A 16,311-nucleotide genomic window follows, 5' to 3' on the forward strand; every position below is an offset into this window, starting at 1 on the left:
CCAAACAAGATAAAACACCGGGAGGGACACATGAGATCGCGCAACGCGCTTGTTGTCGCCATGCTGCTGACGATGGCGACGGCACTGCCGGCTGTGGCACAGGAGACGATCAAGATCGGCTCCTCGCTCGGCCTGACGGGTTACGGCTCCGCCACCGATGGCCACTGGCGTGACGGCCTGGCCGTCGCCATCGAGGAGGTCAACAAGCAGGGTGGCGTTCTCGGCAAGAAACTCGAACTGGTCACCGAGGACAACAAGTCGACGCCGCAGCAGGCGGTCGTCGTCTATCGCAAGATGATGTCCGAGGACAAGGTCGTCGCCTTCGACAGCGGCTGCATCTCGGCCGGCAACTTCGCTGCCGCCAGCTTCGTCTCGAAGGCGAAGCTGCCGATGTTCCTGTGCTCGATCCTGCCGCGCCAGCCGGAAGAGATCAAATGGGCATTCCAGTTCCTGCCGCCGCCGAAATATGAGGTCGATACCCGCTACGCCTATCTCAAGGAGAAGACGGAGATCCGCAAGATCGGCATCCTGTCCGATCCGAGTCCGTACAGCCTGCTGATGAAGGGCCTGGCCGAGAAGGGCGCAGAGGAGTTCGGCCTCAAGGTCGTCGCCAGCGAGACCTACCAGCAGGACGACTCCGACTTTAGCGTGCAGATCGGTCGTATCAATGCCGCCGGCGCCGAAGCCCTGATCATGCTGGGCCAGGGCAACGCCGTGGTCACCGTGGCCAACAACATCCGCAGTCTCGGTCTGACCAAGATGCTGATGCTGGGCAGCATCAACGAGCTCGACATCCTACAGGCCGCCGGCAAGGTGCTGGGCGAACAGTACCTGGTCCCGTCGCCGCTGATCCAGATTGCGTCCGATGACATCAGCGTCATCACCGATCCCAAGGCCCGCGCCGCGGCCGAGCCGTTCGTCAAGGCGATGAAAGACAAATACGGCCGGACGGACAATGCGCAGGCGTCGCGCGCGTGGGATTCGCTGCTGATGCTTGCAGCGGCCATGAAGAAGGCCCGCACCACCGAAGGCGAAGCGGTACGCAACGCATTCGAGCAACTCGGCCACTACGACGGCGCGGGTGCGTCCTACGATTTCACGGCCCAGCAACACATCGGCATTACGCAAAATCCTTACGTGATCGCCTCGGTGAAAGACGGCAAGCTGGTCCTGAAGAAATGACGGTGAACGCCGACGCCACGCATCTTATTGCTGTCCACGATCTGGCAGCTCGCTACGGCCACATCGAGGCGCTTCGTCCGACCAGTCTCCACGTGGCGCCGGGTGAGTTCGTTACCATCCTGGGGCCCAATGGCGCGGGCAAGACCACCTTGCTCCGCGCCATCACCCGACTGATCGCCAGTACCGGTCAGGTAGCGTTCAAGGGCCGGGACGTGACCGGCCTGAAAACCCATCAATTGGCCGATCTCGGTATTATCATGGTGCAGGAGGGCCGTGGCCTGTTCGGCGACATGAGCGTCCGGGAAAATCTGCAGATCGGCGCCTACAAGCTGACCGGTTCGCAGGCCGACCGCGACCGCCAGCTGGAAAAAGTGTTCTCGCTGTTTCCGCGCCTTAAGGAGCGGGTGTCGCAGACCGCGTCGTCGATGTCGGGTGGCGAGCAGCAGATGCTAGCGGTCGGCCGCGCATTGATGGCCGATCCGAAACTGCTGATTCTCGACGAGCCGTCGCTCGGTCTTGCGCCGCGCGTCGCCACGGAAATTCTCTCGACGCTGGGTGCGCTCAACAAAGAGGGCCTCGGCATCCTGCTGGTCGAACAGAAGGCGCCGCTGGCGCTCAAGCTTGCCCAGCGCGTCTACATCCTTTCCTCCGGCCGCGTGCGCGCCGAATTGCCGACGCACGAGATCAAGTCGCATCATGACCTCGCCCAGTACTACTTCACCTGAGCCCGCCGCGCGCACCGCGCGCGTCAGTCTCGACCGGTTCCAGATCGGCCTGCTGGTCCTCTGCGGGCTGCTCACCGTCGGCGCGCTGATCTATGGCGGCTATCTGCTGACCGTTTTTCAGCTCGCCATGATCTACGGCGTGTTCTGCATCGGTCTGAACTTCTTCATGGGCTATACCGGTCAGGCGTCGTTCGGTCAGAACGCGTTCGCCTGCATCGGCGGTTACGGCAGTGCCATCCTTTGCGTCCAGTATGGCTGGGAGCCGGCGCTGGCGATGATCGTCTCCATGGTCGTGGCAGGCGTCGCCGCCTTGCTGATCGGCTATCCCACGCTGCGGCTGCGCGGGCACTATCTCGCCATGGCGACGTTCTCGCTCGGGCTCATCACCTACGATATCTCGATCCACTGGACCAGCCTGACCCAGGGCTACATGGGCTATTCCGGTATTCCGCCGCTCGGCATCGCCGGCTTCGGGATCGAGAACGAACGCTGGAAGCTGGTGGCGCTGGTGGTGCTGCTCGGCTTCGCGTTCTGGATTTCGCAGCGCATGCGCGACTCGCGGTTCGGCCGCGGACTGCGTGCCATTTCCGGTAGCGAGAACGGCGCCGCGGCGCTCGGGATCCGCGTGCCGCGCTTCAAGCTGATCGCCTTCGTCATCGCCGCGCTGTATGCGTCCGCTGCCGGCTCGTTGTTCGCTCACACGGTCGGTTTCATCAGCCCCGAAGTGTTCGGTCCGCAGATGAGCATCATCACCTTCACCATGCTCTATGTCGGCGGTGTCGGCACCATGATCGGCCCGATCGTCGGCGCCATCGTGGCGTCGCTGCTGCCGGAGATCTTCCGCAGCGTCGGCAAGTTTCAGGACATCGCCTATGCGGTCGTTCTGCTGGGCATGCTGATCTACGCGCCGAAGGGCCTGTCGTCGCTCGGCAAGCTGTTCCGGCCGCGCAAAAGGGAGGAGGCGTAGTCATGGCGCTTCTCAAGGTCAAAGGCCTGACCAAACGCTTCGGCGGCCTGGCGGCCAATAACGAGATCGATCTCGAAGTCCCCGAGGGCAGCTTGTTTGCGGTCATCGGCCCCAACGGCGCCGGCAAGACCACGTTCTTCAGCATGATCTCGGGCTTTCTCGCCTCGACGTCTGGCAGCATCGCGTTCGACGGCCGCGACACCACCCATATGCGTCAGGATCTGATCGCGGCCATGGGCCTGGTGCGCACCTTCCAGCTGGTGCAGCTGTTCAAGGGCATGTCGGTGATCGAGAACGTCGAGGTCGGCTGCCATCTCGCCACCCGCGGCGGCGTCGCCGCCTCGCTGCTGCGCCCGGCCTGGTTCCGCAGGCAGGAAATCGAGGTGCGCGAGCGCGCCCACGAGCTGCTCGACTTCGTCGGTCTCGGCGCCCAGGCGGAGCAGGACGCCGAGATTCTGCCTTATGGCCAACAGCGGCTGCTGGAAGTGGCGCGCGCGCTGGCCTCGAAGCCGAAGCTGCTGCTGCTCGACGAGCCCGCCGCCGGTCTCAATACCCAGGAGACTGCGGGCCTCGCCGACATCATCCAGAAGATCAATGCCCAGGGCACCACCGTGCTGCTGATCGAACACGACGTCGGCCTCGTTACGCGCATCGCGCATCGCATCGCGGTGCTGGATTTCGGCAAAAAGATTGCCGAAGGCACGCCGGACGAAATCAAGGCCCATCCCGAGGTCATTGCCGCCTATCTCGGCGTGGAGGAAGAGAATGCCTAGCGTCGTCGAACTGATCCAGAGCCTGGTCAATGGCCTCGGCATCGGCCTGATCTACGGCCTGATAGCCATCGGCTTCTGCGTCATCTACAATGCCAGCGGCATCGTCAACTTTGCGCAGGGCGTGTTCGTCATGCTCGGCGGCATGTTCGCGCACACCATCCTGACGCGTTACGGCCTGCCGATGTGGCTGTCGGCGATCCTCGCCATCGTCTTGGTCGCCGGCGTCGGCGTGCTCGTGCAGATTTTTGTCATCAATCCGATGTGGCGGCGTAACGCGCCGCTGTTCGCGATCATTCTGGCCACGCTTGCCGTGCAGCTGCTGATCGAGCAGGTGGTGATCCTCACGCTGGGCGACCAGCCGCGCACCTATCCGGAATTCACCTCCGGCGGCCCGCTCAAGATCGGCCCGATCGCCATCGGCTACCAGTTGTTCTGGGTGCTTGGCTGCGGCGCCGTGATGGTGTTCGCGCTGCAGCAGTTCTTCAACCGCACGCGCATGGGCCGGGCGCTGCGCGCCTGCGCCCAGAACCGCGAAGCCGCAGCATTGCTGGGCATTCCCGTCGAGCGCATGCTCATCGTCGCCTTCGCACTCAGCTCGGCGCTCGGCGCCGCCGCCGGCATTCTCATCACGCCGACGCAGTACACTGCCTACATGGTCGGCGGTCCGTTCGGCATCAACGGATTCATCGCGGCGATCATCGGTGGCTTCGGCAGCCCGCCGGCGGCGCTGGTCGGCGGCATCTTCCTCGGCGTCGTCCAGTCCGAGGCCATCGTGTTCTTCGGCGCCGGCTTCAAGAACATCATCTCGCTGACGCTGTTGCTGATCGTGCTGCTGTTCTTTCCGAACGGCCTGTTCGGCGGCTTTGCCAAGAAAGCCTGAGCAGGAACCGATTCATGAATGTCTTGCTGGTCTATGTCCATCCGGAGCCGACGTCGTTTACCTGCGCACTGAAAGATGCCGCGCAGGACGCTCTGACCGTCGCGGGCCACCATGTCGAGGTCTCCGACCTCTACGGTGAAAGCTTCAACCCGGTCGCCGGACGTCATGACTTCACCACGGTCCACGATGCCGGCCGCTTTCACTATCAGAACGAGCAGGGCCACGCTTATGCCAACGGCGGCTTTGCGCCCGATCTGGTGCGCGAGCAGCAGCGCGTGCTCAAGGCCGACATGATTGTCTGGATATTTCCGATCTGGTGGGGCGGCGTGCCGGCGATCCTGAAGGGCTGGTTCGATCGCGTCATGGCGTTCGGCTTCGCCTATGCCGACGGCAAGCGTTTCGACAGCGGCTACTTCAAGGACAAGATTGGCCTGCTGTGCCTGACCACGGGCGGCACGGTGGAGCGGTTCTCGGCGGGCAATGTCTACGGGCCCATCGATCAGGTGCTGTATCCAACGCAGCATCTGATGGTGGAATATCTCGGCATGAAATCTTGTCCGTCGTTCGTGGCCTACGCCGCGCCGCGCATCGATGCCGCCGGCCGCGAAGCCTATTTGCAGCAATGGCGCGCGCGCGTGCTCGAGATTGCCGGAGCCAGGAAGGACGCAGCATGAGCGACGCTAACAAGGTGCGCAACAAGGTGGTGCTCGTGACCGGCGGTTCGCGCGGCATCGGCGCCGGCATTGCCAGGCGCTTCGCTGCCGAGGGGTTTCGCGTGGCGATTGCCTGTCGCAGCGGCAGGGAAGCGGCGGACAAGGTTCTCGGCGAGATCACCGCAGCAGGAGGGCAGGGCATCGTTGTTATCGGCGACGTGGCGAAGCCTGAAGATGCCAAGGCGATGGTGGCGGAGGTCGTGGCGCGGTTCGGTACCATCGATGTGCTGGTGAACTGTGCCGGCATCGCCGAGTACTGGCCTTTCGAGGCCACCGATCCGGCTTTGTTTCACGCGACCTTCGACACCAATGTCTATGGCACTGTCGCGATGATCCAGGCGGCGCTGCCGCACATGCCAGCGCCGGGCGGTCGCATCATCAATTTCTCGTCGGCGCTGGCCACAAGGCCTATCCCGGGTGCCTCGATCTACGCCGCGTCCAAGGCCGCGGTCTCCGCATTGTCGCACGCGCTGGCAAAAGAATTCGGACCGCGCGGCATCACCGTCAATGCGATCGCGCCAGGGGTCATCGAGACCGAAATGACGGCCGGCATTCTGGCCGAGCGCAGCGCGAGCATCCTGGCAATGACGCCGCTCGGCCGTATCGGCCAGACCGACGATATCGCCGGCATCGCGTTGTTCCTGGCGTCGCCCGACGCCAATTGGGTTACCGGCCGAACGATTGTCGCCGATGGCGGCGTGAGCTGACACTGCGGCCGGAATGGCCGATGCTTGGCAGGATCGACCGCTGCGGGGGCGCGGCGGTCGTGCGTGCCGCAAATGGAAATGGCCCGGAGTGAGACACTCCGGGCCATGATCTCGCGCCGACGTACATCCGGTCCACGCTCGCTTGGAGCCAAGACTGCGCCCGCAAGGTTAACAAGTTGTTACCGCAAAAGGTCGTATTATCGCGGGTTGTCCCGATATGGCCGAGGGGATGGAACCATTCGTGCGGGCATCCATTGACCGGCGATACTTTCAGGAAGGGACAATCCTATGTTTAAGAAGTTTGCCTTTATTGCCGTCGCTGCGGCGATCTCCAGCGCCGCCGTGATCTCCAGCGCAGCGCCGGTCGCGGCCCAGGGCATCAGCGTTCAGCTCGGTAACGGCGGCGGCGGTTATCGCGGCCACCGCGACGGCTATCGTGGCGATGGTTATCGTCGCAGCCGCCCCGAATACGTCCGTCGCGATCGTGGCCATCATCGTGGCTGGGACCGTCACCCGCGCGGTCGGACCGTGATCATCCAGCGGTAAATTCAGGCTTGATGCGAAACAGCCCCGCCCCAGGCGGGGCTGTTTTCGTTTGACCGGAGGGCGCTACGCGGCGCAGGTCCGACGAGCCATCGGCCGTGGCCGCGCCGCCGGCAGGACTCGGGCTGTACCGACGGGCTGCGACGAACATGCCCCACATGAGACCGAGCATCATCCAGAAGTGCCGCCAGTGGTCGGTGTCGATGACGAAGGCTTCGCCGACGGTACCGAGAAATGCCGAGAACACGGCCAGATAGGCGCGTTGCCAGGGCACCCGCACGAACACCAGCCGGAAACCGAGGAACACGGTCGTAAAGATCAACGCGGGATAGCAGATGCCGGAGATCCAGCCGCCGGACATGAAGGCGTTCAGATAGGAATTGTGGGTGTCTTCCGGGAAGAACCTGGTGAACTGCAGCGGGCCGATGCCCAACGGCAGATCGAGCGCCATCTGCGCGCCGAGCAGATGACGGCCGAAGCGGCCAAAACGACCCTCATCATATTTCTGGTCGAAACTGGCGCGCTGCTTGAACATGTCGGCGATGGAGTCGAACGACAGCAGCACGAGGATCAGCAACACCACCGCGACGATGCCGGCGAGTGCCATCATGATGATGCGCGAGCGCTGCTTGCTCGACGGGCTGGTCAGAATCATCGTGAACAGCATGAAGGCGGCGGTGATGACGAACAGGCCCCATGCCGCGCGAGAGAATGCCAGCAGCAGCGCCAGGGTAATGATGGCAAGCGCAATGGCACTGCGCAGGGCGCGTCCGAATCCGTCGCTGACAACGCTCTGCAGCGCGAACAGACCGGGCAGCACCAGAAACGCGCCGAGCACGTTGGGATCCTTGAACATGCCGCTGGCACGGCCGTACAGGGTGAACAGGCTGCCCGCGCCGGGAAACAGGTTGAAATAACCGGCGATGCCGGCCAGCGACGTGACGACGGCGCCGGCGATCAGGCCGCGGCGGAGCAGGTCGATCCGCGCTGCGGTGTTCTCGGCGATCACCATGGCCATGAAGATCGCCGTCACGGCCATGTACCACGAGGTCAGGATCCAGTTGATGATCGGTAGCTTGTCGAGCAGGTAGGCGGCGCAGATCGTGTAGCCGATGTTGACAAGAAACAGCAGCACCAGCAGCGGCAGGAAGGCATATTGCATCCGCAGCCCCGCCGCGACGCTGACGATCATGGTGGCCACCATGGCGAGTTCGTAGGGGCTGGGCTCGATGAACACGATGGCCCCGCCGAAGCCGACCAGCCACAGCAGCGAGTTCTGCAGCGTCATCACGCCGGGCACGATCGCGTGCGGCGGGGCGAGGTCGGCGGATGCGGTATCGGTCATCGGAATCTCGTCACGCCGGAAGCATTCCCATCGTCGCGCGGGACACGGCGGCAGGGCGGTGCTGCCGGCCCGGTCACGACGCCTCAGTAGGCGTTTTCGTTTTTGGTCATCAGCGACACCGGCGTCTTCAGCATGATGTAGATATCGAACAGCACCGACCAGTTCTCGATGTAATAAAGGTCGAACTCGACGCGCTTCTGGATCTTCTCCTCGCTGTCGACTTCGCCGCGCCAGCCGTTGACCTGGGCCCAGCCGGTAATGCCGGGCTTGACGCGATGGCGCGCGAAGTAGCCGTCGACCGCCTCGTCGAACAGCTGGCTCTGCAGCTTGCCCTGGACGGCATGAGGGCGCGGACCGACCAGCGACAGGTTGCCGCTGAAGACGACGTTGAACAGTTGCGGAAGCTCGTCGAGGCTGGTCTTGCGGATGAAGCGTCCGACGCGGGTGACCCGGGTGTCGTTCCTGGTCACGACCTTGGTGGCCAGCGGATCGGCCTGGTCGTGGTACAGCGAGCGAAACTTGAAGACGTCGATCCGCTCGTTGTTGAAGCCGAACCGCTTCTGGCGGAACAGCACCGGGCCGGGGCTGTCGAGCTTGATAGCTAGTGCCACCAGCGCCATCACGGGAGTCGCCGCCAGCAGAATGAGTGCACCGACCACGCGGTCGAACAACCACTTCATCACCAGGTCCCAGTCGGTGATGGGCGCCTCGAAGACGTCGAGCGTCGGTACCTTGCCGAGATAGGAATAGGAGCGCGGGCGGAAGCGCAGCTTGTTGGTGTGTGCCGACAGCCGGATATCCACCGGCAGCACCCAGAGCTTCTTCAGCATCTCCAGAATGCGTCCCTCGGCGGTGATCGGCAGCGCGAACAGCACGAGGTCGATGCGGGTGCGGCGGGCAAATTCAATGATGTCGTCGACCTTGCCGAGCTTGGGGCTGCCGGCGATGGTGTCGAGCGAGCGCTTGTCATTGCGGTCGTCGAACACGCCAAGGATCTGCAGGTCGGAATCCTCCTGGGCGTTGAGTTCCCTGATCAGCGTCTCGCCGCTATTGTCGGCGCCGACGATGATGGTGCGGCGGTCGAGGCGACCCTGCTGGGCCCAGCGACGGATCAATGCGCGGAGCGCGGCTCGCTGTGCAACGAGCAGCGTCAGTCCGATGATGAAAAAGGATGCCATCCACAGCCGCGACACCGCGCCGCCGAGCTTCGCGAAGAACGATACGCCGATGAACAGCAGGAACACGAAGGCCCAGGCCGAAGCCATGCGCGTCAGTTGCCGCAACTGGCCGCGAAATACCTGGATGTGATAGATATCGGCGGCCTGGAAGCAGATCACCGCGGCCACGCTCATGACGAGGATGGCGCTGACATAGTCCCAGCGGAACCCGTCGATGCGGGCGACATAGAGCAGATAGAGCACGACGCCGACAACGCTGAGCAGAACAAAATCCGCGATGCGTACCACGCCGGCGATCACGATCGGCGAATATGCCGTGCGGACTTTCTGGTTGGCGACGGCGAGGGCAGCCGGCGACAGGCGGCGGCGGCGTTCAACCTGCCGGCCATCGCCTGCGGTCGCCGCTGCATCGAGCATGGAGCGTGCATTGATCGGTTCCACGTCGTAAATCCGTGCTTTCGCCGGCTTGCGTCAATGCGCGCCGGGCGGAATGGGATGCAGCAAGGTGTACCGGACAATTCGGAAGAATTGGTTATCGGGTAAATGCCGGTTAACGTCTTGCGAAGGCTTCACGGTAGCCCGTAATGACGCCTTCCACCATTGCCTTCTGGGAGAAATGCAGAGAGATCCGTTCACGAAGCGCGTCGGCGCGTGCGCGTGCGGCTTCGGGGGCATCGATCGCAGTTCGGATGGCCTCGGCCATCGCATTGACGTTGCCGGCGGTGAACAGCGCGTCGGTATGGCTATCGAATATTTCCGGGATGCCGCCGGTATTGGCCGCGATGATGGGCATGGCAGCGGCGGCCGCCTCGATGACCACATAGGGCATGGAGTCGCCGCGCGACGGAACCACCAGCAGGCGGCCTTTGGAAAATCCGTAGCGTGGTTTGATGTGGCCGATGAAGCGCACCGCCTCGGTCAGACCGAGCCGCTGTACCTGCGCCTTCAACGCCGCGGTTTCCTCGCCGTCGCCGCCGAGAGTCAGGGTCACCGGTCTGCCATGGGCGCGCAGCTGCGCCACCGCGTCGATTAGCAGGTCGGCGCCCTTGATGTGCCGGAACTCGCCGACATAGACCAGGCCGGTGGCGTCATCGGCGGTCTCGATGGGATCGAACTCATCGGCAGTGACGCCGTTGAAGACGCATTTGACCAGGCCCGATGGGGCGCCGATCAGTCGCTGATAGGTGTTGCGTGCGAACGCGCTCTCGAACAGGAACAGTTCGGTGCGGTTCATCAATGCACGTTCGAGGCGGCTGTAGACTTGGCCCTTCAACGTGTTCGAGGGGTAGTGCAGCGACCCGCCGTGCGGCGTATAGACGCGGATGGCATCTTTCGATGCCGGTTTCATGCGGACAAACGCGCCTGCCTTGGCGCCGTGGCCGTGCAGCACGTCCGGCCGCAGGCGCTGGACTAGGCGCATGAACCGGGTCCAGGCCATCGCATCGGTGAAGTGTGGTTCGCGTTGCATCGGCATCCGGTAGACACCGAGTGAAAGGCGGGGCGCGATTTCGGCCAGTGCGGCCGCGGCCCGGTCGCCGCCGGTCAGGCTGTCGGCAACGATGCCGACCTGGTGTCCACGTTCCGCCTGTCCGTTGGCGACATCGAGGATATGGCGAAAGATGCCGCCGACCGGCGCGCGGACGGCGTGCAGGATGCGAAGCTGCTTGTTTGACATGTCCTGCATGATCAAAACCAGCGTTCGCCGACCAGCACGGTATCGCCGGGATCGAGTAGGGTGCCGAGCGGCACCACGCTGCGCAGCGCACCGTCGATCGTGGCGTGGGTGAGCGTGACCTCGTCGCGCCTGGCGCGCGGCGAAAAGCCGCCAGCAATGGCCACTGCGCTCTCCACCGTCATGTTGGGCACGTAGGCATACTGACCGGGCGCCGCGACCTCGCCGAGGATGAAGAACGGCCGGTAGGCCTCGATTTCCACCGCCACCGACGGCTCGCGGATAAAGCCGTTGCGCAAGCGGCCGGAGATCTCGGTGGCGAGGCCGGCGGCGGTCTTGCCGCGTGCCTTGACCGGACCGATCAGCGGCATTGCGATGACGCCGCTGGCGTCGATGGCATAGGTGTTGGTCAGACCCTCCTGGCCGTAGACCACGATACGCAGCCGGTCGCCGGTGTCGAGCTTGTAGCTGGCGTCAAAGCTGGAGACCGCGGGCGCGCTGTAGGCCAGGACGTCGAGACCGCTCTGTGGCTGGACCATTGCCACCGGTCCGGACCTGCCCATGCAGCCTGACAGCGCCAGCAAGGCTAGCGCAGAGATCATGAAAGCGCGGGCGCGTCGCATGGCGAGAATCCAACGTCAGATATTTCCGCCAACTAAAGGGGCCTCATGGTTAACAAAGCGTGAGTGCGGTGCGTATGTAAGGTTCGCGTCTGAAGCCGTCGCGGATTAACCGCCCGGCAACCTTAATCGCATTTAATCGGCCTACGAGTAGGTGACATGGCGTTCGGTAGGAGTCTGCGATGCGTTTGCCATTCTGGCGTGGAGGCAAGGGGGCTGTCGCGAAGGCCGTGGAGTCGCCCGTTGCAAGGCAGGCCCCGGTTCCGCAAGTGAGTATTCCCGCGACGCCGCCGCAATCAGGCGATCTCGATATGCGGGTGCTCTGGCAGGCGTTGCGACGCAAGAAGGCCTGGGTGATCGTCCCCACCGTCCTGGCGGCCGTTATCTCCATCGCCGTGGTCAACCTGATTACGCCACGCTACAAGTCGGAAGCGCGCATCCTGATCGACGGGCGCGAAAACATTTTCCTGCGGCCGAATGGCGAACGTAACGAGGAGCGTACTGCGCTCGACGCCGAAGCGGTGACCAGCCAGGTGCAGCTGCTGCTGTCGCGCGACCTGGCCCGCGAGATCATCAAGAAGAACAAGCTTGCCGAACGACCGGAATTCGATCCGGTGTTGCAGGGCATCGCGCCGCTGAAGACGATGCTGGCGCTGATCGGGATCGGACGGGATCCGTTCTCGCTCACTCCCGAAGAACGCGTGCTCGACGCTTACTTCGACCGGCTGACTGCCTATGCGGTCGACAAGTCGCGCGTGATGGTCATCGAATTCCAGTCCTACGATCCCGATCTCGCCGCCCGGGTCGCCAACTCGATCGCCGACGGCTACCTCGCCATGCAGCAGGGCGCGCGGCAAAACCAGGCCAAGTCCGCAGGGCAGTGGCTGTCCGGTGAAATCGACAGCCTGCGCAAGAAGGTCGCAGACGCGGAAGCGCGGGCCGAAGAATTCCGCTCCAAATCCAGCCTGTTCATCGGCACCAACAATACCTCGCTGTCTAATCAGCAACTGGGCGAGATCAACACCCAGCTCAACAATGCCCGCGCGCTGAAGTCCGATGCCGAGTCGAAGTCGCGGATGATCAAGGAGGTGCTGAACAGCGGCCGGCCGATCGAGTCGTCGGAGGTGCTGAATTCCGAGCTGATCCGCCGGCTGTCCGAACAGCGCGTGACGCTCCGCGCGCAGCTTGCCGAGCAGTCCTCGACGTTGCTCGACCGGCATCCGCGGATTCGGGAGCTGAAGGCACAGCTGGCCGATCTCGACCGGCAGCTGCGCGAAGAGGCGGCGAAGATTTCGCGCTCGCTGGAGAGCGACGCGCGCATTGCCGCCGGCCGTGTGGAAGGGCTGACCAGCAGCCTCGAGCAGTCGAAGCGTCAGGCGACGTCGTCCAACGGCCAGGATGTGCAGCTGCGCGCGCTGGAACGTGAAGCCAAGGCGCAGCGCGACCTGCTCGAATCCTATCTGGCAAAGTATCGCGAAGCGACGACACGCGAAAACATCGATGCCGCGCCGACCGACGGCCGGATCATTTCCCGCGCCATCGTGTCGAACACCCCGGCCTATCCGAAGAAGCTGCCGATCGTGCTGATCGCGACGTTGGCGACGCTGCTGCTGACCAGCGGCGGCATCGCCACCGCCGAATTGTTGCGGTTGACCGCTCCGAAGCCGGCGCTGCCACCCCAGACTCCGGTGCGCGCAGATCTGCCGCCCGCCGTGCGTGAAACCCATCCGGAGCTCGCCGTGGGGGTCAGCGAGATCGAACGCCTCGCCGACGATCTGCGCGCCTCGGGCCCGGCAGCCCACAAGGTCACGTTCCTCGGCACCGGTCCGAACGATACCATCACGCTGACCGCACTGACGCTGGCGCGTCTGCTGTCGCGCCATGCGAGGGTCGTGCTGGTCGATCTTTCGGCGACCTCGCCGACGCTGGAAGCCGTGTCCAACGACCCGGCGGCGCCGGGGCTGGCGGAACTGATGCTGGGCGAGGCGTCGTTCGGCCAGGTGATCACCAAGGACAAGCTGTCGGCGGTCCACATGGTCAGCGCCGGACGCGCCGGCGCCGATCGTTCGCTGCTGCAGTCGCCGCGGTTGACGATGGCGCTCGACGCCTTGCTGCGGGTCTACGATCACGTATTGCTCGATGCGGGCACCGCGGTCGATTTGCCGGCCGGCCTGCTCACCACCCAGGCGCGCGCTGTCGTGGTGTCCGACCCATCCATGGGCAACGAAGCGCGGGCCCTGATGAGCGAGCAGCTCAAGGCGGTCGGCTTTTCGGACGTAACGATGCTGAGCAAGCCGTCGGCGTCGCCCGACCCGATCGTGCCCGGTCCGCGGGTGGCGGCGGCCTGACGGGCCGCCGTATTTCAGGCGATGACGGCTATCAGCGCGCCAGCAAGCCGCGCAGCTTCTTCGCCATCTGCATCAGCACCGGCGTCTGCTTGACCAGACGCTTCGCCCGGGCCAGCGACGACAGACCGATGGCCGCAAGCCGGCCGCGGGCGGTAATCGGGATGAAGCTGTCGAAGATCGGCTCGTCGTCCTTGCAGAACAGCCGCTTGTAGTCGTCCGATCCGATGCCGAGATCCAGCGACGTGACGCCGCGTGCGGCGTGGAAGTCGATGATGTTGCGCATCAGGATCAGGCCGGGACTGTACTTCGCATTGCCGGATAGCGTGTAGGTGTTGAACATCATCGAGAAGCGGCCGGCATCGGCGACGCCGGCGAACATCGCGATCACCTCGTCGTCGCATTCCAGCGCGTGAATCTCGATGGCGTGGCCGCCGCCCGCAAGTGGAGTGAGGCAGGCGCTGCGGATGAAATCCTCGACGCCGGGCTCGGCGAAGACGTTGGGCAGGTTCTGTTCGGCCATTCGCAGCGGCTTGGTGGCGAAGAATGCGTCGAGCACGCGGGTGATGTCGGCGTCGGTGGTGGCGATGCCGTAGCGATAGCCGGGCAGGGCCTGGAGCTTCTTCTCCTTGCTCCTCAGGCGCTTGCGGAACGAGGCGCTGACGTGATCCGTCGGCGGGGCGCCGGAAACCATGTCCAGCACCGGGCATTCGTTGATCGAGGCCTGATACGGCAGCAGCGTCATCGGATTGGCGACGCCGGCCCACTGTCTCGGCTGGCGCGCCAACGCCAGCACGTCGACCTTGCCGGCATGCCGGCCGATGCCAGCCAGCAACGCGTCGATGTCGTCTCGGCCGGCACCGGCCGCAAAATCGCGCTGCCACAGCGGCATGTTGAAGGTGATGTGCTTGCCGCCGGGAAATTGCGCGATGCGGATGCGGTCCTGTTGCCGCGTCACCAGCGGCAGCAGCAGCAGCGGTTGATCGCGGGCATCATAGGCGATGACGATGAAGGGCTGCTGCCCCTCCGCCGCACCGATATGGTTCTGCCATGCAGCCAGGATATCGAAACGCTGATAGGGGGTGAAATGGCCCGATTGTTCGAGGCTGCGCCACACCGATTCGGCTTCGCGAAAATCGCGCAGCACATCGACGCGCGCAATGCTGCTGAGTCTCGTGCCAGCCCGCTCGGCCGATGGGCTTTCGATCGCAGCAGCCAAAGTCATCGCATGGCCCGTTCTTGAGAGATTATTTACATTTTTCGATTTCCGGCGACCTTCGCAAAGAAATCTCAACAAAGCGTAATGACAATGCGTTTCCAAGGGAAGGCGACGTTCGCATCCGGGGGCCCGACGTGTTGCACGATGGCGGAATGCTGGCGAGCCTGAAGCTCGAAATGGCGTATTTCAGCGGCCTGCCGCTGCTGATGCCGCGCCGTCGTGGCGGTGCCGGCATCATTCTCAAACTGCAGCGCGTGCGGCCCGCGCGGCGTGACCGGTTTCAGCCGCTGAAATCCCGCGAGATCACGCCGGAATTCCTCGATGCGATGCTGTGCAAGCTGCGGCGCTGGAAATTCGACATCGTGGGAATCGACGAGGCGTGCCGCCGCGCCGGGCAGCCTGGGTCATCGCGCCGTTTCGTCTGCCTGACCTTTGACGGAGGCTATGGCGATCTCATCGCGCATGCTTATCCGGTTCTGGCGCGCCACGCGGTGCCGTTCACGATCTATCTGCCCACCGCGTTTCCGGATGGTGTCGGCGAAGCGTGGTGGCTGGCGCTGGAGGCGGTGGTCGCCGGACGCGATCGCATCAGCCTGATGATGGGGGACGGCGAGCAGCATTTCAGCGTCCCGACCATTTCCGAAAAGTATCAGCTCTTCGCATTCCTTGAATCCTGGATGCGGACGCTGGCGCCGCAGCATCTGTCCGGCGCGATCCACGATCTGTGTGCGCGCTATTCGGTCGATCTGGCGGCTTTGTCGCGCGAGGCGGCGATGACCTGGGACGATGTGGCAAAACTCGCCGCCGATCCGCTGGTGACGATCGGCAGCGCTACCGTCAACTATCCCGTCCTCCGCAGCCTGCCGGATGCGGCGGCGTTGCGGGAGATCACCATGGGCCGGGCGGTGGTGCAGGCGGCGCTGGGCCGCGATCCCGTGCATGTCGCTTTCCCGTTCGGCGACAGCAGGTCCTTCGGTCCGCGCGACGTGAAGATGGTGCAGCAGGCTGGCTTCGCGAGTGCGGTGACGTCGGTGCCCGGCGTGGTGCTGCCGGATGGCCGATCCGATCTGCACGCATTGCCGCGACTGGCCTGGGACGGTCGCCGCCGCTCGCTGCGCGCGCTGCGGGTGATGTTGTCGGGAATGGCTTGGCCTGCCGAACGGTGAGGCGGATCAGGCGTCCGGCCGCGACATCCAGCTGATGATCGGCATCGCCGGCAAGACCCAGCCCAATCCCGCCACCACGTAGAAGATCGCCTGGTACAGGCCGGAGGCAGCCAGCCACGGCGTCTGCGCCACCGTCATACCGAGCAGCGACCAGACCACCACCAGCACGAGCAAGAAGATGGTTCCGAAGAATTTGCGGGTGCGGATGGTCATGACGAAAATGTGCGGTCCGGAACTGGGCAATGGCAGCGCGCGCCTTGGCGGGCCTGAAGCCGC

16 protein-coding genes are annotated in these 16,311 nt (G+C 64.2%); 10 read left to right on the top strand and 6 right to left on the bottom strand.

Translation table 11 applies throughout. The features are described from left to right. Window positions 1-30: 30 nt before the first annotated feature. From ONR75_RS16040 to ONR75_RS16075, 8 genes are all read left to right on the top strand, one after another. A complete protein-coding gene (locus tag ONR75_RS16040; protein WP_265083454.1) occupies window positions 31-1,182 on the top strand; it encodes an ABC transporter substrate-binding protein in 1,152 nt (383 codons plus the stop codon). Continuing rightward, window positions 1,179-1,907 carry an ABC transporter ATP-binding protein gene (locus ONR75_RS16045; RefSeq protein WP_265083455.1) on the top strand — a complete coding sequence of 243 codons (729 nt, stop codon included), beginning with the start codon at window positions 1,179-1,181 and terminating at the stop codon, window positions 1,905-1,907. Before ONR75_RS16040 ends, ONR75_RS16045 begins: the two co-directional genes overlap by 4 nt. Continuing rightward, window positions 1,879-2,874, top strand: a complete 996-nt coding sequence (locus tag ONR75_RS16050; protein WP_265083456.1) for a branched-chain amino acid ABC transporter permease — start codon at window positions 1,879-1,881, stop codon at window positions 2,872-2,874. Before ONR75_RS16045 ends, ONR75_RS16050 begins: the two co-directional genes overlap by 29 nt. A 2-nt stretch (window positions 2,875-2,876) precedes the next feature. Beyond that, window positions 2,877-3,647, top strand: coding sequence for an ABC transporter ATP-binding protein (locus ONR75_RS16055; protein ID WP_265083457.1), 771 nt, complete (start codon window positions 2,877-2,879; stop codon window positions 3,645-3,647). Further along, window positions 3,640-4,527 (top strand): branched-chain amino acid ABC transporter permease, encoded by an 888-nt coding sequence (locus ONR75_RS16060; RefSeq protein ID WP_265083458.1) that lies wholly within the window; start codon window positions 3,640-3,642, stop codon window positions 4,525-4,527. Before ONR75_RS16055 ends, ONR75_RS16060 begins: the two co-directional genes overlap by 8 nt. A gap of 14 nt (window positions 4,528-4,541) precedes the next feature. Further along, window positions 4,542-5,201 (top strand): NAD(P)H-dependent oxidoreductase, encoded by a 660-nt coding sequence (locus ONR75_RS16065; protein WP_265083459.1) that lies wholly within the window; start codon window positions 4,542-4,544, stop codon window positions 5,199-5,201. Then, a complete protein-coding gene (locus ONR75_RS16070) occupies window positions 5,198-5,947 on the top strand; it encodes an SDR family NAD(P)-dependent oxidoreductase (protein ID WP_265083460.1) in 750 nt (249 codons plus the stop codon). Before ONR75_RS16065 ends, ONR75_RS16070 begins: the two co-directional genes overlap by 4 nt. Before the next feature lie 288 nt (window positions 5,948-6,235). Further along, window positions 6,236-6,493, top strand: coding sequence for a hypothetical protein (locus ONR75_RS16075; protein WP_265083461.1), 258 nt, complete (start codon window positions 6,236-6,238; stop codon window positions 6,491-6,493). Here the strand turns inward: ONR75_RS16075 and ONR75_RS16080 are convergent. The 4 genes from ONR75_RS16080 to ONR75_RS16095 form a co-directional block, all read right to left on the bottom strand. Next, window positions 6,480-7,835 (bottom strand): O-antigen ligase family protein, encoded by a 1,356-nt coding sequence (locus ONR75_RS16080; protein WP_265083462.1) that lies wholly within the window; start codon window positions 7,833-7,835, stop codon window positions 6,480-6,482. The genes ONR75_RS16075 and ONR75_RS16080 overlap by 14 nt on opposite strands. An 83-nt stretch (window positions 7,836-7,918) precedes the next feature. Further along, window positions 7,919-9,454 carry an undecaprenyl-phosphate glucose phosphotransferase gene (locus ONR75_RS16085; protein ID WP_265083463.1) on the bottom strand — a complete coding sequence of 512 codons (1,536 nt, stop codon included), beginning with the start codon at window positions 9,452-9,454 and terminating at the stop codon, window positions 7,919-7,921. A gap of 109 nt (window positions 9,455-9,563) precedes the next feature. Beyond that, a complete protein-coding gene (locus ONR75_RS16090; RefSeq protein ID WP_265083464.1) occupies window positions 9,564-10,697 on the bottom strand; it encodes a glycosyltransferase family 4 protein in 1,134 nt (377 codons plus the stop codon). Between the two features lie 2 nt (window positions 10,698-10,699). Then, window positions 10,700-11,308: a polysaccharide biosynthesis/export family protein gene (locus tag ONR75_RS16095; protein WP_265083465.1), complete on the bottom strand. Its 609-nt coding sequence runs from the start codon at window positions 11,306-11,308 to the stop codon at window positions 10,700-10,702. 179 nt (window positions 11,309-11,487) lie between these two features. Between ONR75_RS16095 and ONR75_RS16100 the strand changes: the two genes are divergently transcribed. Then, window positions 11,488-13,653, top strand: a complete 2,166-nt coding sequence (locus ONR75_RS16100; RefSeq protein WP_265083466.1) for a GumC family protein — start codon at window positions 11,488-11,490, stop codon at window positions 13,651-13,653. A gap of 31 nt (window positions 13,654-13,684) precedes the next feature. Here the strand turns inward: ONR75_RS16100 and ONR75_RS16105 are convergent, their stop codons facing one another. Continuing rightward, window positions 13,685-14,875 (bottom strand): GNAT family N-acetyltransferase, encoded by a 1,191-nt coding sequence (locus tag ONR75_RS16105; RefSeq protein WP_265083467.1) that lies wholly within the window; start codon window positions 14,873-14,875, stop codon window positions 13,685-13,687. A 128-nt stretch (window positions 14,876-15,003) separates the two neighbouring features. Between ONR75_RS16105 and ONR75_RS16110 the strand changes: the two genes are divergently transcribed. Further along, window positions 15,004-16,035: a polysaccharide deacetylase family protein gene (locus ONR75_RS16110; protein WP_413776482.1), complete on the top strand. Its 1,032-nt coding sequence runs from the start codon at window positions 15,004-15,006 to the stop codon at window positions 16,033-16,035. A 6-nt stretch (window positions 16,036-16,041) separates the two neighbouring features. On the opposite strand, the gene ONR75_RS16115 is transcribed toward ONR75_RS16110, so the two are convergent. Continuing rightward, window positions 16,042-16,248 carry a DUF2842 domain-containing protein gene (locus ONR75_RS16115; RefSeq protein ID WP_265083469.1) on the bottom strand — a complete coding sequence of 69 codons (207 nt, stop codon included), beginning with the start codon at window positions 16,246-16,248 and terminating at the stop codon, window positions 16,042-16,044. Window positions 16,249-16,311 lie beyond the last annotated feature (63 nt).

Origin of the sequence: Rhodopseudomonas sp. P2A-2r (assembly GCF_026015985.1) — a bacterium.
Taxonomy (GTDB): Bacteria; Pseudomonadota; Alphaproteobacteria; order Rhizobiales; family Xanthobacteraceae; genus Tardiphaga.